The sequence below is a fragment of the Streptomyces sp. NPDC005931 genome (genome assembly GCF_042871235.1).
Classification (GTDB): domain Bacteria; phylum Actinomycetota; class Actinomycetes; order Streptomycetales; family Streptomycetaceae; genus Streptomyces.
Window position 1 is genome coordinate 151,690 of sequence record NZ_JBIAIG010000005.1, and the last position, 19,288, is coordinate 170,977.

Sequence of the window (19,288 nt, forward strand, 5' to 3'; positions counted from 1 at the left end):
GGCGGGGTGTCGGCCGTGGGGGTGCCTGCCGGGTGGCGGGGACGGGGCATGCGGCCCGGGGCGACCCCCGTGTGCCCGGGTGGGGCGCGGGTCGGCCCGGTGGGGGTCCGTGCTGTTTCCGCCTTGTTCCGCCGCGGGAGTTTGTCGTCGTCGTCCGTCGCGGGACGGCGCATGCCGTGAGCCGGTCGGCGGGGTGTCGGCCGTGGGGGTGCCTGCCGGGTGGCGGGGACGGGGCATGCGGCCCGGGGCGACCCCCGTGTGCCCGGGTGGGGCGCGGGTCGGCTGGGTGGGCGCGGGTGCTGCCTCGGCTGTCCAGCGCGGGGTCTGCCCGGCTCGCTCGTCGGCGGACTCCGTGCCATGAGCCCGGTCCTCGGGACGGAGGTCCGCCCACGGCGCTTGCGGCGCGAGCCACCCGCATTCCCAGCCCCGCGGTCTCCGCACTCGTCCGTGAGGATCGCCGTCCCGCACGGCGGCCACCGCCACGCGCCCCGACGCGTCCAACGCCGCCGCCGCGCTCCCGGTCCGTGCTTCCGGTCCGCGCTTCCGGTCCGCACCCGCCGCCGCGCTCCCGGTCCGTGCCTCCGTCCGCGCTCCCGGTCCGTACCGCCGGGTCGCGCCCCGTGTCGCCCTACAGCCGCGCCGGTGCCCCGCCCTTCAGGCTGTCCAGGTCGACCGCCGTGGCCATCCGGCGGTAGCCCTTGTCGCTGGGGTGGAGGTGGTCGCCGGAGTCGTAGTCGGCGCGGAAGCGGCGGGGGTCGTAGGGGTCCCGGAGGGCCTTGTCGAAGTCGGCGACCGCGTCGAAGACGCGCCCCGCACGGATCTCCGCGTTGATCCGCTGCCGTACCTCCTCGCGCGCGTCGGTGTAGCCGCGGTGGCCGCCGAACGGCATCAGCGTCGCCCCGACGACCTTCAGACCGCGGGCGTGGGCCCGGCCGACCAGGGTGCGCAGACCGGTGACGATCTTGTCCGGGTCGGCGGCGCCCGGATGGCGCAGGATGTCGTTGACGCCGAGGACGATGACCACGACCTTGACGTTCGGTCGGCCGAGGACGTCGCGCTCGAAGCGGTTCAGCCCACTGGCGTTCTCCGCGGGGCGTCCCAGACCGTCCGTGAGGACCCGGTTGCCGCTGATGCCCTCGTTGACGACGCTGTAGCGCGGCACGTCCCGCCCGGCCGCCCGCGCGGCCCGCAGCCGGTCGGACAGCACGTCCGGCCAACGGTTGTTGGCCCCCGGCGTCGAGGTGACGCCGTCGGTGAGCGAGTCGCCGAGGACGACGACCGTGCCGTCCGACTCGTTGCTCAGCACGTCCAGCGCGGTCACGTAGCGCCAGTACGACGTCCGCTCGGTGTACACCGCCCCCGTCAGGTCCCGGGTGTGCTCGCCCCGGGCCGCGTAGGAGACCTGGCGCGCGTGCGGGTGGTACGTGACCGGCCCCGAGGCGGTGGGGGAGTACGTGGTGATCAGCACGTCCCCGTCGTGCGGCACGGCGATGCGCACGGCGTCGCTCACCACCTGGCCCCCGGGCGGGACGACCACCGACGGGCTGCCGGCGAAACTGAGCGGGCGCAGGGTCCCGGCCAGTGCCGCCGCGGAGCCGGGGCCCGCGGCGACCGCGACCGAGGCGTGGGAGATGCTCAGCGGGGACTGGCCGTAGAGGTTGGACAGCGTGACGCGGGCACTCGTACCACCCGCGCTGGTGTGCACGACGTTGCGCACCGAGCGGCCCGCCAGGCCGGTCGTCTCGGTGCCTGGCTCGCCCCCGACCGGGGACGTGGCCCAGGAAGCGACCCAGGTGCCGGTGGACGCGGGTGCGGCCGGGTTGTTGTGGTCGGCCCGGCCGCCGGCCAGGGTGTCGCGGCCGGGCGTACCGGAGTCGGCCGCCACACCGACGTAGACGACGGCGGAAAGGGCCACGATCGCGGCGACCATCGCGGCGAGCAGGGCGAGGTGCTTCCCAGGAGGTGCCCCCGCGCCTCCGTCACGACCCTGGGTCATGCTCTTCTGTTCTCCTCGGGAGATGGGAGCCCGAGGCTCCGATCCGACGAGCCCATGATGCGCCATGGGCGTGGGGGAGCCGACGAGACCCCGGGCAGTCCCCCTCCGGACAGACGCCGGGAACTCCTGTTCCGTTCCGGGAGTCGGTCAGGAAGGGACAATTGTGGGCGGGATCACCGAGCGGGCGGACCGGACGGGCAGGTCGAGCGGGCGGTACGCACGGGTCGACCGGACGGGTGGAGCGAATGGATCAGGCGAAGACAGCAGCACAGGCAGAGCACGGCGCCGAGCGCGGTGAGCGGGGCGCCGGAGCCCAGCATGCCCGCGCCGGCGCCGCCGTGAACCGCGCGATGACCACCTTCAGCCCCGCGGACGAGGAGAAACGGCGCGGCGTACGCCGGATGAAGCTCACCGCCACCGGGCTGCTGCTGTTCGTCGCCCTGGTCTACGTCCTCGCCAAGTGGGCCTCCCACCAGGGTGCCGGCCCCTGGGCGGGCTATGTCGCCGCCGCCGCCGAGGCCGGCATGGTCGGCGCGCTCGCGGACTGGTTCGCGGTCACCGCCCTCTTCCGCCACCCCATGGGCCTGCCCATCCCGCACACCGCGATCATCCCCACCAAGAAGGACCAGCTCGGCGTCTCCCTCGGCGAGTTCGTCGGCGAGAACTTCCTCTCCGAGGACGTCGTACGGCTGCGGCTGCGCGCCGTCGGCATCGGCAGCCGGCTCGGCACCTGGCTCGCCGTGCCGGAACACGCCGACCGGGTCACCGCCGAACTGTCGGCCGCCCTGCGCGGCGCGCTGACCGTGCTGCGCGACTCCGACGTCCAGGCCGTGGTCGGTGAGGCCATCACCCGCCGCGCCGACGCCCAGGAGATCGCGCCCGGCATGGGCAAGATGCTCGAGAAGATCGTCGCCGACGGCGGTCACAAACGCGCCGTCGACCTCGTCGTCACCCGCGCGCACGACTGGCTGGTGCTGCACAGCGACTCCGTGATGGACGCCGTGCAGGGCGGCGCCCCCGGCTGGACCCCGAAGTTCGTCGACCGCAAGGTCGGTGAGCGCGTCTACAAGGAACTGCTGCGCTTCTGCGCCGAGATGCGGGACATGCCCGCCCACCCGGCGCGCGGCGCCCTCGACCGCTTCCTCACCGACTTCGCCTCCGACCTCCAGTCCGACAGCGACACCCGCGCCCGGGTGGAGCGCCTCAAGGGCGAGGTGCTCGGGCGCGGCGAGGTGCAGGACCTCATCGCCTCCGCGTGGACGGCCGTACGTTCCATGATCGTCTCCGCGGCCGAGGACGAGCGCAGCGAGCTGCGGCTGCGGGTGCGGGCCTCCCTGCTCTCCCTGGGCGCGCGGATGGCCGCCGACCCCAAGGTGCAGGCCAAGGTCGACGGCTGGGTGGAGGGCGCGGCGGTGTACGTGGTCACCACCTACCGCAAGGAGATCACCTCGCTGATCACCGACACCGTGGCGAGCTGGGACGCCGAGCACACCACGAAGAAGATCGAGGCGAACATCGGCCGCGACCTCCAGTTCATCCGCATCAACGGCACGGTGGTCGGCTCCCTGGCCGGACTGGCGATCTACACGGTGTCGCGGGCGCTGGGGGCGTAGCCCGCGGACGCGGCGCGCGTCGGCGGAGCGCGGGCGGCGCCCCACGGCGGGGCGCGGGCGCGGACGGCGGTTGCGCGGCGGGGCGTGAACGGGCCTGCCCCAGGGCACCCGAGGGGGGTTCGCTTCGCAGAGGAGGGGGCCCATGGCCATCGCGCAGGCCGAGTCCGGCCGGACCGTCACCACCAGTATCCCCGCCCGCCTGGACCGCCTGCCGTGGTCCCGCTGGCACTGGACGATCGTCATCGGTCTCGGCACCGTGTGGATCCTCGACGGCCTGGAGGTCACGGTCGTCGGCAACATCGCCGGGCGGCTGTCGGAGCCCGGCAGCGGACTGCCCATCACCTCCGGCGAGGTGACCGGCATCGCCGCCGCCCTGTACGTGGCCGGGGCCTGCCTGGGTGCCCTGTTCTGGGGCCGGCTGACCGACATCTGGGGGCGCAAAAAACTCTTCATGATCACCCTCGCGGTCTACCTGGGGGCCACCGCCCTGACCGCGATCGCCTTCGACACCTGGTGGTTCTTCCTCTTCCGCTTCCTCACCGGCTTCGGCATCGGCGGCGAGTACGCGGCCATCAACTCCGCGATCGACGAGCTGATCCCCGCGAAGTACCGGGGCCGCGTCGACCTGATGATCAACGGCAGCTTCTGGCTCGGCGCGATCGGCGGCTCCCTGCTGTCGATCGTCGCGCTCGACACCGCGATCTTCCCCGCGGACGTCGGCTGGCGCCTGACCTTCGCCCTCGGCGCGGTCCTCTCCCTGGTCATCCTCCTCGTACGCCGCCACGTCCCGGAGAGCCCGCGCTGGCTGCTCATCCACGGCCGCGAGGAGGAGGCGGAACACATCGTCTCCACCATCGAACGGCAGGTGGAGGCCGAGAAGGGCGAGCCGCTGCCGCGCGCCGAGGGTGAGCTGACCATCCATCAGCGCAAGAATGTCACCTTCCTGGAGATCGGCCGCACCGTCTTCGCGCGCTACCGCAGGCGGGCGGTCCTCGGCTTCTCCCTCTTCATCGGCCAGGCGTTCCTCTACAACGCCATCACCTTCGGCTTCGGCGCCATCCTGACCAAGTTCTTCGACGTGCCCAGCGGCAGCACCGGCTACTACTTCGCCGTGATCGCGCTCGGCAACTTCCTGGGCCCGCTGCTGCTCGGCAAGCTGTTCGACACGGTCGGCCGGCGCGTAATGATCTCCGGGACCTATCTGCTCTCCGGCCTGCTGCTGTTCGGCACCGCCTGGCTCTTCGACCAGGGCACGCTGAACGCCACCACGCTGACCGCCTGCTGGTGCGCGGTGCTGTTCTTCGCCTCGGCGGGCGCCTCCAGCGCCTACCTCACGGTCTCCGAGATCTTCCCGATGGAGACCCGCGCGATGTCCATCGCCTTCTTCTACGCCCTCGGCACCGCCGCCGGCGGCATCAGCGGCCCCCTGCTGTTCGCCGACCTGACCAGCACGGGCAAGGTCGGCGACACGGTCCTCGCCTTCCAGATCGGCGCCGGCCTGATGTGCGCGGCGGGCCTGGTGGCCGCGTTCCTCGCGGTCCGTGCGGAACGCCGTTCCCTGGAGGACATCGCCCAGCCGCTGACGGCGTCGTCGTCGCAGCTCAAGGGCACGGGGGCGACCACGGGCACCGCCTCGTCCTCCTCGTCGACGGCTACGGCGTAGGCATCCGGGTACGTCTCGTGGGTGCCCGGTTTCCGGGCGCCCCGCCGCCACCCCGGGTCGCCGCCGGCCCCGGGCGGGGACGGGACGGACGAGGAGAGCCGATGAGAGCGCCGACAAGAGCGCCGACAAGAACGCCGACAAGAACGCCGACGAGGAGCCGATCGCGATGACCGTGCGCAGGATCATGCCCGACGTCCAGGTCGCGTCCGAGGAGGCGATGCGCACCAGCTGCGACTTCTACGGCCTGCTCGGCTTCGAGGAGGCCATGGACATGGGCTGGATGGTGACCCTGGCGTCCCCCGCCAACCCCACCGCCCAGATCAGCTTCTTCACCGAGGAGCGCACTGCCCCGCTGGTCCCCGACCTGAGCGTGGAGGTGGAGGACGTCGACGCGGTGTACGAGCGGGTCCTGGCCTCGGGCGCGGAGGTGGTGCGGGAGATCCGGGACGAGGAGTGGGGCGTACGCCGCTTCTTCGTCCGTGACCCGAACGGGCGGGTGGTGAACGTGCTGACGCACCGGCGCTGACCCGGGGCCCGGCCGGAATCGAGCCGCTGACCACCGCTCAGGCGAGCCGCTCGACGCCCCCCCGCCCCGAGAACCGCCCTGACCTGGCCGCTCTTCAGCGACGCCGCTCTTCAGCCACGTCGCTCTTCAGCCACGGTGCTCCTCAACCGCGGTGCTCCTCAACCGCGCCGTCGGTCGGCGACCGCCCAGGACGCCGCCGCGACGGCGCCCGCCACCCCGAACACTGCCGGCCAGGCGCCCACCTTCTTGGCCAGCGGGTGGGATCCGGCGAAAGCGGCGACGTACGCGGCCGACAGCGCGCCCGCCGCCTTCCCGCCGGCCCGCTCCCGCCACTGCCGGGCGGCCGCGGCCCCCGCCACGGCGAGGACCGCGCCGCCCAGCTGCCGCTTCCTGGTCCAGCGGGCCACGCCGTACCCGCCAACGAGACCGCCCGCGGCCACCACCGAGCTGGGAACCTTCGCCATGATGCCTGCCTCCTGCCACTGAGCCACGCCACTACCGGATCCCCGAGGCTAACTCCCGCGATCCCGGGCCCCCTCGACTTGAGTCAGGGGTTGTCAAGTTTGTTCCCCCGAGCTATATAAGAAGGCGAGAACCGTAGGGCATCGCACGGATTGCACCTGAAGGAGGGAGTGAACTGTGATGCTCATGCGTACGGACCCGTTCCGTGAATTCGACCGGCTGGCGCAGCAGGTGTTCGAGTCCACCAGCCGCCCCTCGGCCATGCCGATGGACGCCTACCGGGCAGGTGACGACTTCGTCGTCCACTTCGATCTTCCCGGCATCGACCCGGAGAGCATCGAGCTGGACGTCGAGCGCAACGTCCTCAACGTGCGCGCCGAGCGCAGGTCCCCGGCCCCCGCGGACGCGGAGCTGGTGGTCGCCGAGCGCCCCACCGGCACCTTCACCCGCCAGCTCTTCCTCGGCGAGACGCTCGACACGGAGCGCATCGACGCGTCGTACGAAGCCGGCGTCCTGACCCTGCGTATCCCGGTGGCCGAGCAGGCCAAGCCCCGGCGCATCCGGATCACCGGCGGCGACAGCCGCAAGCAGATCAGCAGCTGACCCACGCACGAGAAGCGTCCCGCGGGCACCTCCCGCGGGACGCGCCCATGCCCGCCCGGCGCGTCCGGAGCCGCCACGCAGGCCCCGGCCGGCCCCGCAGGAGGAGAGGAGCACCAGACCAATGACCACGCTGACGCCGCAGAAGCCCGCGATCCCGAGCCAGGACCGGGCGATCCGCTCCCGCACCCGCCGTGACGACACCGGCTGGCAGCAACTGGTCGACGCGGTCAGGGAGTCGGGCCAGTACTCGACCAGAGCGGAGGCGGAAAGCGTCACCCGGATCGTCCTCTCCGCCCTCGGCGGCCACGTCGTCGGTGAGGAACGCGTCGACCTGGCCCGCGCCCTGCCCGAGGAGGCGGCGAGGGTGGTCGCCTCCCAGATCCCGGCGACTCGCGAGCTGGCGGCGGCGGAGTTCGTCGACTCGGTGGCGACCCGCATCGACGGCGCGACCCCGGCGACGGCCCGCTGGGACGTCAGCTCGGTCCTGAGCGTCCTGCCGTCCCTGGTCGGCGACGCCCTGATCACCCGCATCCTGACCCAACTTCCCCCGGGCTACGCCCTCCTGTTCGGCCGGGCGGAACTGACCCCGGCGGAGTAGACACACCCGCACCTGTCCGGAACCTCTCGACCGGCCGGGCCCCGCCCCCACCGCGTGCGGCGGTGAGGGCGGGGCCCGGCCGCGTCCGGCTCCTGGCCCGCTGTCCCCCGACCGCGGTCGAGCCCCTCCGTTTGCTCGCGTCCAGCCCGCGCCCACCACCCCCTGCGGGAGGCGGCCTCCCTACCCGGGCCGGAACCGTGCGGACGGGCCCCGCAATTCGTTCGACGTCCGCCCGCCCTCAGTGGATGCTGCGAGCGCCCAAGCAACCAAGCAACCAAGCAACCAAGCACCCTGCGACGCGGCCCCGGGAGGGACGTTGAACACCCTGCACCCCACCATCCGCCACATCACCTTCGACTGCACCGGCGACCCCTATGAACTGGCCCTGTTCTGGAGCGCCCTGCTGGGCAACCCCCTTGCCGACGACGACAAGCCGGGCGACCCCGAGGCCCTGATCGACGACCCCGCCGGAGGCCCCGGCCTGCTGTTCGTCCGTGTGGGCGAGGGCAAGTCGGCGAAGAACCGCCTTCACTTCGACCTGAAGCCCACCGGTCGCACCCGTGCGGAGGAAGTGGCACGGGCCCTGGCCCTAGGTGCCCGCCAACTGGCCGACCACACCCGCCCGGACGGCGGAGGCTGGGTGACCCTGTGCGACCCGGAAGGCAACGAATTCTGCATCGAGCGAGGCGACCTGGGCTGATCGCGGAGTTCGCCGTCCGCCGTCCGCCGACCGATCGACGGGTTTCGACACCGTGTGACGCCGTCCTCAGACGACGAACTCGTTGAATCCTAAATGCAATTACCTCAGATCTTCCTCAGCTCCGTGTCCGCGGTTTTGGGCCAACATGTCCCGTGTGATTAGGTGATCTTCGTCCGGCGCGCGGGGGAACTCCGGCACGAACGACCAACGTGCGTGCGCGCCCGACGAACTGATGGGGACACAGGTCTCCGCTCTTCCCTGACCAAGGAGCAGTTTGTGAATACCTTCCGCCGTCGTGCGGCGCTCGTTTCTCTCGTGTGCGCGGCCGCCGTCACTTTCAGCGGTGTCAGCACGGCGCATGCCGCCCCGCAGGGCCCGGCCGCCACTTCGGTGGCGGCGGAGGAAGTCTCCGAGCAGCAGATCGCCGAGCTGGCGAAGTTCCTGGAGGCCATGCACAGCGGTGAACTCACCGCAGCGGACGGGACGTTCGACCGTGCCGCCGCCGAAGCGAAGTTCGGCAAGGAATTCGCGGACGCGGTGGCGACCCAGCTCGCCGAACAGCGTGCGGCCGCCGTCAAGTCGAACTCGACGTCCGGGCCGGCTTTCGCCGCGAAGAAGGACAGCTACGGCAAGTGCCTGCTCAAGGCGGTGGGGCTGGGCGGTCTCGGCGGAGCCACGTCCGCCATCATGAACAAGCTGTCGGAGAAGAAGTGGTCCGACGCCGCCCGCCTCATCACCAAGGAAGCGGCCAAGCGCGGAATCAAGATCGCCGTGAAGGGCGGAGTGGTGGGGCTGGCCGCCACTCTCGCCGCCAGTGGTATCTGGTGCGCCACTCCCTGGGCGTAACGGCATTGAGGGCCTACGTACTCCGCTGAGGCCGTAGGGCTCGACCGCGACGACGGGGCGGGCTGTTCCCGGCCCGCCCCGTCGTCGTACCCGGAATTCCGCGTGTCCTGCTAATCCAGCTCCGCCTGGACGACCTTGCGGAGTTCCTCCAGATACTCCTGGAACTGTTCCCGTCCCGCAGGTGAGAGGCGGACACGGGTCACGGCATGCCGCCGCTCACGGAACTTCGCGATCTCGACCAGATTCTCCTTCTCCAGGATGCCCAACTGGCGGGACAGCTCGGACGTGGAGAGTTCCAGAGAATCCTGCAGATCGGCGAAGTTGATCTGCTGCACGTGTCTGAGCACACCCAGAATGGCGAGACGCGTGGGGGAATGCATCAGCGTGGTCAGGCGGGTACGGGGCTGCGGAGGCATGTCAGCGCCTCCACCGCAGCGCGAGGTAGCCGGCGAAAAGGGCGGTCGGCACCGCGGCCGCGACCAGAGCGCCCGCGAGCGCCACCGGGTTGTTCCACAACAGCCCGAGTCCGGGAATCGCCAGCGCCACGGGGACGAGGAAGGACATCCACTCCTCCACCTTGGTGTGCGGCCGTCGACCGGGGGCACGCAGGTGGTACCAGCGCCAGCGCAGTACGAGAGCGAGGGCCAGCAGCAGCACCACGCACCCCAGTACCACGGGGATCTCGACCGCGGCCGCACCGGCGAGCACGGCGCACAGCGCCAGGGCTGACAGCGCGCCCAGGACGCGCTCGCCGGTGGAGGCGGCTTGGGTCAGTACCGGCGCGCCCTCTACGGCGCGCAGCTGCTCTGCGGAGTTCACGTTCTCCCCCATGGATCTGTGGTCGCGGTGGTCGCTTGCTGTACCGGCAGCTTACGCATGTGGTTTCCAAATATGCAACTACTGCCGAGTCCGGCAACCAAAGACGACGGGACCAGGCGTTCGCCGTTCCCGGCGCACGCCGACTGACCGATCCGACCCGCCTCGACGCCGGGACGGGAGGCGGCGGCGGACCGTTCACTGACGACCTCTGCACCGACCGGGGCCCGTCGGGTCACCGCACCGCCGGCACCGCCCGTACCGCCGGCACCCCCTCACGGCCGCGCCGACCCGCGCCGGCCGCAACCCGCCGCGGCCCCCCAACCCGCCGTTGCTGCACCCAACTTGACGGACTTCCTGTGAGCCGGAGGTCACGCCCCCGCCCCACCGCTCGTGATCACCGGGGTGCAGAATGACCGGTATGCCGATGACGAACACCCCGAAGACGGCAACGACCGACGACGCCGCGTTCATCAGCCGCACCCTGGCCCGCGCGTTCGACGACGACCCGATGATGCGCTGGTTCTTCCCCGACGACACCTCCCGTGAGGAAGAACTGGCCCGCTACTACTCCACGCTCTTCACCCGCCAGTACGCGCACCACGCGGTCTGCGAGTACACGGAAGCGGCAGCCGCCTTCTGGGCCCCGGCCGAGGCGCAGGCCCAGGCCGTCCCGGACGCGGAGACCATCGCACAGCTCCGGAACATCCTCGGCGACCGCGCCCCCCTCTTCAGGGACGCCGTGGAGGCGGCCGCACGGCACACACCCCGGGAACCGCACTGGTACCTGGCGGTGATCGGTGCCGATCCGGCCGCCCAGGGCCGGGGCCACGGCGCCGCCCTCCTCCGCTCGGGCCTGTCCAAGGCCGACGCCGCCGGCCTCCCCGCCTACCTGGAGTCCTCCAAGTCCTCCAACCTCCCCTTCTACGAGCACTTCGGCTTCACGGTGCGCGAGGAGATCCAGCTCCCGGGAGGCGGCCCGACCCTGTGGGGGATGTGGCGGGAGCCGCGCGGCTGACCGGGCCCGGGTGATCCGGATGATCTAGGAACTGATCGGCACGGCGCCACCCGAAACACCGATCCCGCTGCCCGGTTCCGCCGCCACCGACACGACGATGGTGCTGGGCCGCCCCATGTCGTACCCCTGATACACGGTGACCTCGGCAGGAGCCTGTACGAGCCCCAGCTCGCGCAGGTACCCGCCGAAGGCGGCGGCAGCGGCCCCCGTGGCGGGATCCTCGACCACACCACCGGGCGGGAAGGGATTGCGGGCGTGGAACACGGTCGGCGCCTCACGGTGGACGAGGTCCACCGTGGTCCACCCCTCGCGCGCCATCAGCGCGGCCAGACCGTCGAAGTCGTAGTCGAGCCCGGCGAGCCGCCCCCGGTCGGAGACACCGACGATGGGATGCCAGGCACCGGCGTAGGCAACGCGCGGCGGCAGAGCGGGATCCATATCTCCGCGCGACCACCGAAGCGCCCCCAGCAACTCGTCCAGCACATCGTCCGCGAGGGGCTTGGTCTGCGGCGCCACGCTGACGAGGGTGGCGGTGACGGCCCCCTTGTCTTCCGCGCGCGTGGTGACGGTGACCGCCCCGGCCTGCGTCCGCAACCGCATCTCACCGACCCCGTGCCGCTCGGCGTACGCGACGGCCGTCGCGATGGTGGCATGCCCGCAGAACGACACCTCGGCCAGCGGACTGAAGTACCGCACCCCGAACTCACCGGTCGCTCCCTCTGGCGGCACAAGAAACGCCGTCTCGGAATACCCGACCTCGGCGGCAACGGCGAGCATCTCCGCCTCCCCGACCCCCCGGGCATCCAGCACGACCCCAGCGGGATTCCCACCCTCAGGCACGGCGGTGAACGCCGCATATCTCAAGATTTCCATGGGGGGACGCTATCGCGGGGTGTCTGGGGGGGGCCGGGGAAGGGGCGGCGGTTCCTCAGCCCCTTGGGGGCAGATCGAGCGCCATGACGTCATGAAGAGGCGTCTCACTAGCAGATTTGCGACGGCAAGGTTCGGAGCGCTTGGACCAGTCATGGAAGCTGGGCCGCGACGAACCTCCTCCAGGCCCGTGGTGACACGGTCAGCCACGGGCCCTCAGGGTGCTTTGAGTCACGTATGAGAATGCGCGACTGCACGAAGGCGGTCTCCACACACTCGGTGGCGTTGCCACCGCTGTACGACGACTTGAGCCACTTGGGCTCGAAGGCCACCTTGGGGCCACTGGACATTCAGAGCTCCTTGCGTGCGCGATGGATCAGGTCGGAGGAGGCCTCCATGTCCAACGCTTGTGCGCGAAGGTACTCGAACGCAAGTCTGTATCGGTCTAGTTCCTCCTCCTTCTCTAGGAAGAGGCAACCTGCGTGGTAGTCGACGTACACCACGTCGAGTGCCGGCTCGGGGCCGCCGATGATGACGAAGCTCCCCAGAGCCGCGGCGTGTGCTCCCTTGGCAAATGGCAGCACCTGGAGGGTGACGTGAGGAGACTCGTTGGCTTCCAGCAGCCGGTTGAGCTGCTCTTTCATGATCTGCGGTGATCCGACGACGCGACGGACGACTGACTCGTCGAGGATCGCCCACAGGTGCAGCGGCTTCCGGCGAGTAAGAATCTCCTGCCGCTTCATGCGAATATCGACCAGCCGCTCGATCTCCGTGTCGTCGAGAGGTACCTCATTGGCCCTCTGCAGCGCTGTGCTGTAGGCGCGAGTCTGAAGGAGTCCAGGCACATAGACGCAGCAGAAGTGGCTTTCGCGGACGGCTTCGTCCTCAAGTGTGAGAAGCAGGTTCATGCTCTCCGGAATGGATTCGGCGAAGGAACTCCACCACCCTTGCTGCTTGGCGCCTTTGGCCAGGCCGACGACAGCCTGACGCTCGGCTTCCGTCGCTCCGTACTCCCGGCACAGTGCGTCTACGACGATCCACTTGACCGGACCGGCCTGGGTCTCGTACCTGCTGACCGTTGCTTTGGACACACCGACGAGCCGCCCTGCCTCTTCAAGGGTTAGCCCCTTGCGGGCACGCAACTTGCGCATCATCGCGCCAAGTTGCCGACGACGGGTGGTGGTGCGGTCGGACATCGGACTCCTTCACGTTCGCCGGGCAGCAGGTTGCTCGCAGACCGTGATCAGGCTAGGCGCCCCCGGAGTCGGCCCACTATCGGATTCACTCGATAGATCCTCATGAGAAGTTACATAGTGAGAGTTCTCTGTGTCATGCTGCATCCGTAGACGGCTACGCAGCGCAGTCGCGCGGACACGGACGCGCTCGGCAGAGGCGTGGCCTTCTAGGGAGGAGAGGTCTTGAACTGCTACGACGTCACCGGACCCCGACTTCGCTGTGTGCTGCCCTTCCGGGCAGCGCCGACCGAAGTCGGCCTGCTGCGGAGAGCCACTGCGAAGCAGCTCAGCCGGTGGGGCGTACCCGGCCCGACGGATGAAGTAGAGCTGCTGGTGACAGAGCTGGCCACGAACGTCGTGAAGCACGTAGGTGAGGGCGCCGCAGCGACTCTGATCCTCGAAAGGCGAGGTGCGCTACTTCGCCTCGAAGTCCACGACAAGAGCCAGGAGACACCACAGGTCAGGGCAGGTGGCTGTGACCAAGAGTGTGGACGCGGCCTGCATTTACTTGCCGCACTGGCGGTGGACTGGGGCACCGTCCTGACCGCGGAGGGTAAAGCCGTGTGGTGCGAGGTCTCGATCAGTGAAGGGCAGGCCTGCCGACGTGTCGAGCGGGCTGTTGAGACGCTGGAGGCCTATCAGGCGGCCAACGGCGGCGTCGTCGCGCACAAGGCCGGGCTCGTAGAGTCAGCGGTGGAACTGATTGCCGACCTGCTTTACTGGACCACCGCCCGGGGACACGACCCAGATGACATCCTGGACCGCGCCCAGATGCACTACGAAGCAGAGATGGACGCGGCCTAGTGTCGGCAGCCGTCACGGCCTGCGCAGCTGCTTCCTCAGCTCTGCCGGAGTGCGCCAGGATCCTCCAGGACGACTGCGGTGGCACATTCGGTGACAGTTGGCACACACGCACGTCAGGTCGTCCAGCTTGGTCTCCCCGATACCGGAGACATGGAGAGGCGTGACGTGGTGCACTTCGATGTAGCCAACGCCCGTCTCTCCATAAGTGCTGGCGAAATCGAACTGGCACACCTCGCACCGCAAAGGGAGTCCGCGCTCCTCCACCTCCGCAATCTTGCGCCCGCGAAGCTTCGGGTCGCGCTCGCGGACGAGCGCCCGGCGGACCAGGAGGCGGCCTTCGACCGCTGTGGCGCCCGTCTCGTCCAGTTCTTCTGGCTGCGGCGGAAGCAGGTGAAGCTCGCCAGAGCCGATGCCCTCTTCGATGGCCTGCGCCGCCTGGACCATCTCGATCTCACGCTCGGTGAAGGCCTTGATCATGAGGAGTGTGGGCTTGCCGCAGCGCGTGGCCTTTCCGGAGTACCCGGCATGGTTAGTCATGAAGTCCGTAGTCTTCCGGCTGATGCTGTCGGGAGAGCGGAAGGCGGGCAAGGCGCGGGCTTCCGGCTCATGGATCGGCAAAGACCGGAGCAGCTCCGAGAGCTCGTGCACAGCAGGGTCCTTCGTGCGCAGCTCCCGCCACCCGTTCTTCACCACCAGCGCCCCGGCCAGCACCAGCTCGTCTTCAGCCCACGCAGGGATCCGCATGGGCCATATCGTATGAGTGTTCGGGAGGCGGAGGGGTGCGTTCAACCATCCGCGGTGCATGCTGCAAACTTGGGGAGTCTCGTTGTCAGTGGGGTCTGTCACCCTCAGTGATGGTGGATTGCAAGCTGTGTCTGCCGCCGAACGGCTGAAAGGAGGGGGCATGACCCGCACGAACAGGCTCAAGTACACCTCGGTGGAGATCTGTGCCGGAGCTGGCGGCCAGGCCGTAGGGCTGCACAATGCCGGGTTCAAGCACGCGGCCTTGATCGAGATCGACAGGGATGCATGCCAGACCCTCAGGACGAACATCGCACGGCACTCCGAGTGGGATGGCTGCAGAGTCATCGAAGCGGACCTGAAGAACTTTGATTCGGAGGAGCTGGGGCTAGAGTCAGGAACGCTTGACCTCCTGGCCGGTGGCGTGCCGTGCCCTCCGTTCTCGGCAGCCGGAAAGCAGCTGGGAGCGGATGACGAGCGCGATCTCTTCCCTACCATGCTTCGCCTCGTCGACGAACTGGAACCCAAGGCCGTCATGATCGAGAACGTGCGTGGTCTGCTCGATCCGAAGTTTGCCGAGTACCGCAAGGACATCGTGAACCGCCTGGAGTCCATGGGGTACGAGGTGTGCTACTGGGACCTCCTTGAAGCCAAGAACTACGGGGTACCGCAGCTCAGGCCCAGGGCCATCCTGGTGGCGATGAAGCCCGAGTACGCCAAGCACTTCCAGCACTCCAAGCCGGAGGAGCGCGAGATCGTCAGCGTGGGGCAGGCGTTGCACGACTCCATGCGTGCGCGCTATGACGCCGTTGCGAGTGACCCCAGGGCTGAGTTGGCCTTCAAACGTTGGTACGAGAAGGCCCTGGAGGGCGTGGCGCCCACAGTCGTCGGCGGTTCCAAGAAGCACGGTGGTGCTGACCTCGGTCCGACCCGGGCGAAGCGTGCGTGGGCCGAGCTGGGAGTCTGCGCTCTTGGGGTTGCGAATGAGCCGCACGAAATGAAGGACTCTGAGCGGGACTTGTTCGCCCCTGCCGGCCCGAAGCTCACGGTGACGCAAGCGGCCCTGATCCAGGGGTTCCCTGAGGACTGGAAGTTCTACGGCCGTAAGACGGCCGCGTATCGACAGGTCGGAAACGCCTTCCCACCCCCGGTCGCCCAAGCTGTCGGGGAACAGATCTATGCCGCTCTTGAGGCTGCTGCAGAGGTGCAACAGTCCTAAGGCACGGCGTGCCCTTCAGGACCGCTTCTTCCTCAGGCGGCTGACTGTCGCCGCGATCTTGACGGCGCAGTCCTCGGCTGGATCGTGCTCCCAGAAGCGGAGCACCGTCCAGCCTGCGGCTTGCAGCTGTTCATCTGTGTCACGATCACGGGCCATATTGCGAGCCACCTTGTCGGACCAGTAGCCAGAGTTGGTGCGTGGCGGCACGTAGTGTTTCGGGCACCCATGCCAGTAACAGCCGTCGATGAACACGGCTAGTTTGGCGGGACGGAAGACGATGTCGGCCGTTCGGCGAAGACCCGGGAGCGGTTTCGCGGCGACGCGGTACCGCAAGCCCTGGGCGTGCAGCAGGCTGCGGACAAGTCGCTCCGGCTTGGTGTCGCGACTGCGGATGGCCTGCATGTTGCGGCGGCGCGCCGCCGAAGACGCCCAGGAGCCTTCCGGGGCGACCCACGGTTCGTCGGCAGCGCCGTCAGTCTCTTTCTGCATACCTATCTCCGTCCGGACCACTCAGCCCGGCGTGTTTGTCTTCTTCTTCGTCTCAGGCAGCAGGGGAGCCCGCTCCGCTGGGTCGGCAGGGCCTGCCTCGGCCCAACGCCGACCTTCCAGCACCACGCTGGGCTGACCTTGGTGGTGCGGTTTAGCCTCGACAACACGAATGCTAACGTTCTCGCCCTCCTGGGGGACGGGGAGACCGAGCTGGGCAGCCACGGCTTGGTGGTTGGGATAGTCACCGCAGATCAAGATCCCCTCGTTGCGGAGCTTTTCACGGGCGCCGCCGTTGTAACGCACGCGCTTCATGTAGTCCTTCTGCTGCGCCACGGTTCGCACCACGGTGCGGCTTATGCGGCGCTTTTGCACGAGCCGGAACAGCTCGTTCACTCTTGCTTGACCGGGGCTTCGCTTTGAGCCGGAGCCGGCCGAGAAGATCGCCGCTCTGATGTCTGGGCTGATATGGAGGAGAAGATTCTCTTCCAAGGGCTCTTTGTGCCAGAGCCAGCTGACAAGTGAATGGTGCTCCCTGGTCAGTCGGAACTTTCCATCGCGGTTGCCCTTCTTTGTGACGTTCCCACTCGTCGTGAGTTTATCGCGATTGGCGCGCAGCAGCCCTGCACTCCATAGGCTCTGGTGATCGTCTGCCCACACCACAAGACAGATTTCATCCAGGGCTTCCGGTGGGATCATCCAGCCGTACAGCTTCTGCGAGAACTTACAGTCGACCTCGACTCCCTCAATGAGGTAGTCCATGTCGATGCCACTGGCGAATCCGAACTCCCGGAGCAGATTGATTTCGACCAGCGTGCCGGCATGCGTCTTCTCGGTCTTGTGAAGGTCGTCCCAGTCGTACCGGCCCGTGTGCTCACCGTCGAGAAGCTGATCGATGGTCTCCCGCAATACGCGAGCGAAACGCTCACCCTTGGGATCGAGGCCAAGAAGGTGCCCCCGCACGAGCATCAGTTCAGGATCATCGAAAACGCCAGGTGCGGGGCCGAAGTGTTCGAAGAGGGTCAAGTGGAGACTCCGAAATAGAGGTGTTAGGAATAGTGGTGCTCGAGGCGGCTCAGGATCTCTTGTTTTTCCTCGTGGCCCAGCCCTTTTGCTCTGGACACGCCCTGGAACACAAGGGTGTGAATCCGCTCACCATCGAGCTCAAGTGAGGTGAGGGTATAATGTCGGCGGCCGTTCACTGTTATGGCGGTGATATCAAGGCCAAGTTCCCGAAGCTCTCGTATTCGGCGCTCAGTATGAACGTCATCACCGTTGATTGTGCGAAGGCGGGCTATGTCGACGGGTTGCCCAAGTGACTGATGGAGGACGGCGAACAGCTCTTCATTCGCCTTCGTTCCGTATGGTACGTTGAGGTATTTTTCCGGTACGGCGCGTCCGAATCTGGCGAGCATTTCTTCCCGGATTCGTTCCCGCACCTCGTGGAACTTCTCGCCGGACGACGGCAGCTGCGACCTGATGAGGGACTGCATGGAATGAGCCAGCGTACGCTTGGCGAACAAGTATGCATCCAGGATATCGTCAGGTGACGCCTGTGGGTCTTCCAAGGCGGAGCTGAGCGCCCTGACTGCGAACTCGGTATTCGGCTTCAAACGCTGCCACGCCTGGAACGCTTCCCCGTTCTCTACCGCCACGTCGGATACCCCTCCTTGCGGATTTCTGCTGCTTGCTGAGCTGCGAGTCCGCGCAACATAGTGCGGTCTACTTGCGGGGTGCTGTCGATCAATTCCATAAACCAGGGAGCGATCCACGACGAGTCTCTGTGCAGCCACTCGCCTGGGGCGAAATCCGTGCCTGGCCGCCACAGCGGCGAGGGAGGATGTGGTCCTCTCCAAGCTGCCGCAATTTCAACGATGGGTTCGGAAGCCTCGCGTTCCCGGCGTCCCAGCTGTGTGGTCACACCGATCAGCCACCACTGGAACAGCCAGTGTGACGGGGACGTCGATTCGATGACGGACCGCAGAGTCGACGAGGTGAGCCCAACGGACTTGAGCGCTGCCAGGGCCGCCTCCTGTGGAGGTTGGAGACGCGTAGCATTCTCGGTTGTCACCACCGCTCGACCCATTGAAGCGAAGTCGAAGGCTTCTGAAACACGCTCGATCTCGGCGTACGTGTCATCGGCTAGTTCAGCATCCAAGAACTCCTTGATTCCCCCATAAAATTTCAGTTGCGTCTCTATTCTCAGGGAGGCGGAGGCTCGGCGTTGCAATTCATCGATGAGACTCGGCCATGGACGCGGACCGGAAGCGCCTGATTCCGACTGGTACCAGTCCTCTTTCGTGTCATTTGAGACGAAGAGCACGCGTCGCCTGTCTTCTGGTAGCTGGCTAACGTGCTCGATGAGCTCCTCCCATAGCAGGAAGTCGCCTGCTGACTGAAGCGGAGTTTCCTTTCCGGAGTCCGCGAATCCCGGCGGGATCTTGTTCGGAAAACGGAACGTCGTGGCATCCTCGATGCGTTTGCGCAGAACTTCGTCATCTGGCTGCTCGCCTATGCTGTCGCCGTACAGATCGGCGATGCGAGGTAGGATGGGATCCTCTGCATCGGAAGAGCTCAGTGCAAGTCCATGATCTGACTTCAACATGTCCAGATGACGCTTGAACGCCTGACGGTAAACATCCAAGTGCTGATCAACCAAGCCATCGGCGACCAGGCTATTCAGCTCGGCTATTTCTCCTTCTGCCCGGGCGTATTTATTGAGCTGCGCGCAGACGACATTGCGTGCTTCCACAATCGCCTTGCGTGCAGCCATGAGTTTCTTGTTGACCTCTGCGGCGGCGTCTGACAGCGCTCGCTTCCGTGACTCCAACGTGCTGCGACGACCTCGTACGAACTCAAGGCCCACTTGATACGGCATCCAGAGACGGCCAGCCGCCTGCTGGAGAGCTGCCAGAACCTCTTCCCGTGACGTCTCCGTGTACTCGTACAGGCTGAGGAGCACATTGGTATCGAGAACGATGATCCCGTCCTGAAAAAACGCACGGCGCTCCACGTCGTCTGCTGACGGCTGCGGCCGAAGCCATGCCGCGAATCGCTGCAACAGTACGGGGTCGCTCATATCCGCCTCCGGG

The 19,288-nt window shown here is 67.9% G+C and carries 22 protein-coding genes; 10 read left to right on the top strand and 12 right to left on the bottom strand.

Annotation, left to right across the window (positions count from 1 at the left end; genetic code table 11):
* Positions 1 to 628: 628 nt before the first annotated feature.
* Positions 629 to 1,996 (bottom strand): SGNH/GDSL hydrolase family protein, encoded by a 1,368-nt coding sequence (locus ACFYOV_RS14880; protein ID WP_389087398.1) that lies wholly within the window; start codon positions 1,994 to 1,996, stop codon positions 629 to 631.
* Positions 1,997 to 2,241: 245 nt separating this feature from the next.
* Here ACFYOV_RS14880 and ACFYOV_RS14885 point away from each other — a divergent pair, with 245 nt between their 5' ends.
* From ACFYOV_RS14885 to ACFYOV_RS14895, 3 genes are all read left to right on the top strand, one after another.
* Complete coding sequence (locus ACFYOV_RS14885; RefSeq protein WP_389087400.1) at positions 2,242 to 3,609, top strand: DUF445 domain-containing protein; 1,368 nt, start codon at positions 2,242 to 2,244, stop codon at positions 3,607 to 3,609.
* Between the two features lie 142 nt (positions 3,610 to 3,751).
* Complete coding sequence (locus tag ACFYOV_RS14890) at positions 3,752 to 5,272, top strand: MFS transporter (RefSeq protein WP_389087403.1); 1,521 nt, start codon at positions 3,752 to 3,754, stop codon at positions 5,270 to 5,272.
* 166 nt (positions 5,273 to 5,438) lie between these two features.
* Positions 5,439 to 5,798: a VOC family protein gene (locus ACFYOV_RS14895; protein ID WP_389087405.1), complete on the top strand. Its 360-nt coding sequence runs from the start codon at positions 5,439 to 5,441 to the stop codon at positions 5,796 to 5,798.
* 158 nt (positions 5,799 to 5,956) lie between these two features.
* Here ACFYOV_RS14895 and ACFYOV_RS14900 read toward each other — a convergent pair whose 3' ends face one another.
* A complete protein-coding gene (locus ACFYOV_RS14900; RefSeq protein WP_389087408.1) occupies positions 5,957 to 6,262 on the bottom strand; it encodes a hypothetical protein in 306 nt (101 codons plus the stop codon).
* Between the two features lie 178 nt (positions 6,263 to 6,440).
* Here ACFYOV_RS14900 and ACFYOV_RS14905 point away from each other — a divergent pair, with 178 nt between their 5' ends.
* The 4 genes from ACFYOV_RS14905 (at position 6,441) to ACFYOV_RS14920 (ending at position 9,007) form a co-directional block, all read left to right on the top strand.
* Entirely contained in the window at positions 6,441 to 6,863 is a 423-nt protein-coding gene (locus ACFYOV_RS14905) for an Hsp20/alpha crystallin family protein (RefSeq protein ID WP_389087410.1), read from the top strand.
* Between the two features lie 121 nt (positions 6,864 to 6,984).
* Positions 6,985 to 7,461 (top strand): DUF2267 domain-containing protein, encoded by a 477-nt coding sequence (locus tag ACFYOV_RS14910; protein ID WP_389087413.1) that lies wholly within the window; start codon positions 6,985 to 6,987, stop codon positions 7,459 to 7,461.
* A gap of 325 nt (positions 7,462 to 7,786) precedes the next feature.
* Positions 7,787 to 8,161 carry a VOC family protein gene (locus ACFYOV_RS14915; RefSeq protein ID WP_389087914.1) on the top strand — a complete coding sequence of 125 codons (375 nt, stop codon included), beginning with the start codon at positions 7,787 to 7,789 and terminating at the stop codon, positions 8,159 to 8,161.
* Positions 8,162 to 8,437: 276 nt separating this feature from the next.
* Positions 8,438 to 9,007, top strand: a complete 570-nt coding sequence (locus ACFYOV_RS14920; protein WP_389087415.1) for a hypothetical protein — start codon at positions 8,438 to 8,440, stop codon at positions 9,005 to 9,007.
* A 110-nt stretch (positions 9,008 to 9,117) separates the two neighbouring features.
* Here the strand turns inward: ACFYOV_RS14920 and ACFYOV_RS14925 are convergent, their stop codons facing one another.
* Positions 9,118 to 9,423, bottom strand: coding sequence for a transcriptional regulator (locus tag ACFYOV_RS14925; RefSeq protein WP_389087417.1), 306 nt, complete (start codon positions 9,421 to 9,423; stop codon positions 9,118 to 9,120).
* 1 nt (position 9,424) lies between these two features.
* Complete coding sequence (locus ACFYOV_RS14930) at positions 9,425 to 9,838, bottom strand: hypothetical protein (RefSeq protein ID WP_389087419.1); 414 nt, start codon at positions 9,836 to 9,838, stop codon at positions 9,425 to 9,427.
* A 406-nt stretch (positions 9,839 to 10,244) separates the two neighbouring features.
* On the opposite strand from ACFYOV_RS14930, the gene ACFYOV_RS14935 reads away from it, so the two are divergent.
* Complete coding sequence (locus tag ACFYOV_RS14935; RefSeq protein ID WP_389087422.1) at positions 10,245 to 10,841, top strand: GNAT family N-acetyltransferase; 597 nt, start codon at positions 10,245 to 10,247, stop codon at positions 10,839 to 10,841.
* Between the two features lie 24 nt (positions 10,842 to 10,865).
* Here ACFYOV_RS14935 and ACFYOV_RS14940 read toward each other — a convergent pair whose 3' ends face one another.
* From ACFYOV_RS14940 to ACFYOV_RS14950, 3 genes are all read right to left on the bottom strand, one after another.
* Complete coding sequence (locus ACFYOV_RS14940; RefSeq protein WP_389087424.1) at positions 10,866 to 11,714, bottom strand: PhzF family phenazine biosynthesis protein; 849 nt, start codon at positions 11,712 to 11,714, stop codon at positions 10,866 to 10,868.
* A gap of 149 nt (positions 11,715 to 11,863) precedes the next feature.
* Positions 11,864 to 12,061, bottom strand: coding sequence for a DUF397 domain-containing protein (locus tag ACFYOV_RS14945; protein WP_389087427.1), 198 nt, complete (start codon positions 12,059 to 12,061; stop codon positions 11,864 to 11,866).
* Positions 12,062 to 12,907, bottom strand: a complete 846-nt coding sequence (locus tag ACFYOV_RS14950; RefSeq protein ID WP_389087428.1) for a helix-turn-helix domain-containing protein — start codon at positions 12,905 to 12,907, stop codon at positions 12,062 to 12,064. It lies immediately after the preceding gene.
* Between the two features lie 222 nt (positions 12,908 to 13,129).
* Here ACFYOV_RS14950 and ACFYOV_RS14955 point away from each other — a divergent pair, with 222 nt between their 5' ends.
* Entirely contained in the window at positions 13,130 to 13,750 is a 621-nt protein-coding gene (locus tag ACFYOV_RS14955; RefSeq protein WP_389087431.1) for an ATP-binding protein, read from the top strand.
* 12 nt (positions 13,751 to 13,762) lie between these two features.
* On the opposite strand, the gene ACFYOV_RS14960 is transcribed toward ACFYOV_RS14955, so the two are convergent.
* Positions 13,763 to 14,494, bottom strand: coding sequence for an HNH endonuclease (locus ACFYOV_RS14960; protein WP_389087433.1), 732 nt, complete (start codon positions 14,492 to 14,494; stop codon positions 13,763 to 13,765).
* Between the two features lie 160 nt (positions 14,495 to 14,654).
* Here ACFYOV_RS14960 and ACFYOV_RS14965 point away from each other — a divergent pair, with 160 nt between their 5' ends.
* Positions 14,655 to 15,710, top strand: coding sequence for a DNA cytosine methyltransferase (locus ACFYOV_RS14965; RefSeq protein ID WP_389087436.1), 1,056 nt, complete (start codon positions 14,655 to 14,657; stop codon positions 15,708 to 15,710).
* A 15-nt stretch (positions 15,711 to 15,725) separates the two neighbouring features.
* Here the strand turns inward: ACFYOV_RS14965 and ACFYOV_RS14970 are convergent, their stop codons facing one another.
* The 4 genes from ACFYOV_RS14970 to ACFYOV_RS14985 all read right to left on the bottom strand — a co-directional run bounded on the left by ACFYOV_RS14970 (position 15,726) and on the right by ACFYOV_RS14985 (position 19,275).
* On the bottom strand, positions 15,726 to 16,199 hold the full coding sequence (locus tag ACFYOV_RS14970; protein WP_389087438.1) for a very short patch repair endonuclease: 474 nt from the start codon (positions 16,197 to 16,199) through the stop codon (positions 15,726 to 15,728).
* Between the two features lie 21 nt (positions 16,200 to 16,220).
* On the bottom strand, positions 16,221 to 17,165 hold the full coding sequence (locus tag ACFYOV_RS14975) for a NaeI family type II restriction endonuclease (protein ID WP_389087916.1): 945 nt from the start codon (positions 17,163 to 17,165) through the stop codon (positions 16,221 to 16,223).
* Between the two features lie 80 nt (positions 17,166 to 17,245).
* On the bottom strand, positions 17,246 to 17,851 hold the full coding sequence (locus tag ACFYOV_RS14980; RefSeq protein WP_389087441.1) for a hypothetical protein: 606 nt from the start codon (positions 17,849 to 17,851) through the stop codon (positions 17,246 to 17,248).
* The gene (locus ACFYOV_RS14985; protein ID WP_389087443.1) at positions 17,842 to 19,275 is read right to left on the bottom strand and encodes a PIN-like domain-containing protein; all 1,434 of its coding nucleotides are present in this window, start codon (positions 19,273 to 19,275) and stop codon (positions 17,842 to 17,844) included. The genes ACFYOV_RS14980 and ACFYOV_RS14985 overlap by 10 nt, the downstream gene beginning before the upstream one ends.
* Between the last annotated feature and the right edge of the window lie 13 nt (positions 19,276 to 19,288).

Bases quoted from the DNA above. Each gene is read 5' to 3' on its own strand.
- ACFYOV_RS14945 (WP_389087427.1), bottom strand. From the start codon at position 12,061: ATGTCCAGTGGCCCCAAGGTGGCCTTCGAGCCCAAGTGGCTCAAGTCG.
- ACFYOV_RS14970 (WP_389087438.1), bottom strand. From the start codon at position 16,199: ATGCAGAAAGAGACTGACGGCGCTGCCGACGAACCGTGGGTCGCCCCG.
- ACFYOV_RS14890 (WP_389087403.1), top strand. From the start codon at position 3,752: ATGGCCATCGCGCAGGCCGAGTCCGGCCGGACCGTCACCACCAGTATC.
- ACFYOV_RS14985 (WP_389087443.1), bottom strand. From the start codon at position 19,275: ATGAGCGACCCCGTACTGTTGCAGCGATTCGCGGCATGGCTTCGGCCG.
- ACFYOV_RS14895 (WP_389087405.1), top strand. From the start codon at position 5,439: ATGACCGTGCGCAGGATCATGCCCGACGTCCAGGTCGCGTCCGAGGAG.
- ACFYOV_RS14885 (WP_389087400.1), top strand. From the start codon at position 2,242: ATGGATCAGGCGAAGACAGCAGCACAGGCAGAGCACGGCGCCGAGCGC.
- ACFYOV_RS14910 (WP_389087413.1), top strand. From the start codon at position 6,985: ATGACCACGCTGACGCCGCAGAAGCCCGCGATCCCGAGCCAGGACCGG.
- ACFYOV_RS14965 (WP_389087436.1), top strand. From the start codon at position 14,655: ATGACCCGCACGAACAGGCTCAAGTACACCTCGGTGGAGATCTGTGCC.
- ACFYOV_RS14950 (WP_389087428.1), bottom strand. From the start codon at position 12,907: ATGTCCGACCGCACCACCACCCGTCGTCGGCAACTTGGCGCGATGATG.
- ACFYOV_RS14905 (WP_389087410.1), top strand. From the start codon at position 6,441: ATGCTCATGCGTACGGACCCGTTCCGTGAATTCGACCGGCTGGCGCAG.
- ACFYOV_RS14975 (WP_389087916.1), bottom strand. From the start codon at position 17,165: ATGCTCGTGCGGGGGCACCTTCTTGGCCTCGATCCCAAGGGTGAGCGT.
- ACFYOV_RS14880 (WP_389087398.1), bottom strand. From the start codon at position 1,996: ATGACCCAGGGTCGTGACGGAGGCGCGGGGGCACCTCCTGGGAAGCAC.
- ACFYOV_RS14930 (WP_389087419.1), bottom strand. From the start codon at position 9,838: ATGGGGGAGAACGTGAACTCCGCAGAGCAGCTGCGCGCCGTAGAGGGC.
- ACFYOV_RS14940 (WP_389087424.1), bottom strand. From the start codon at position 11,714: ATGGAAATCTTGAGATATGCGGCGTTCACCGCCGTGCCTGAGGGTGGG.
- ACFYOV_RS14935 (WP_389087422.1), top strand. From the start codon at position 10,245: ATGCCGATGACGAACACCCCGAAGACGGCAACGACCGACGACGCCGCG.
- ACFYOV_RS14925 (WP_389087417.1), bottom strand. From the start codon at position 9,423: ATGCCTCCGCAGCCCCGTACCCGCCTGACCACGCTGATGCATTCCCCC.
- ACFYOV_RS14900 (WP_389087408.1), bottom strand. From the start codon at position 6,262: ATGGCGAAGGTTCCCAGCTCGGTGGTGGCCGCGGGCGGTCTCGTTGGC.
- ACFYOV_RS14960 (WP_389087433.1), bottom strand. From the start codon at position 14,494: ATGCGGATCCCTGCGTGGGCTGAAGACGAGCTGGTGCTGGCCGGGGCG.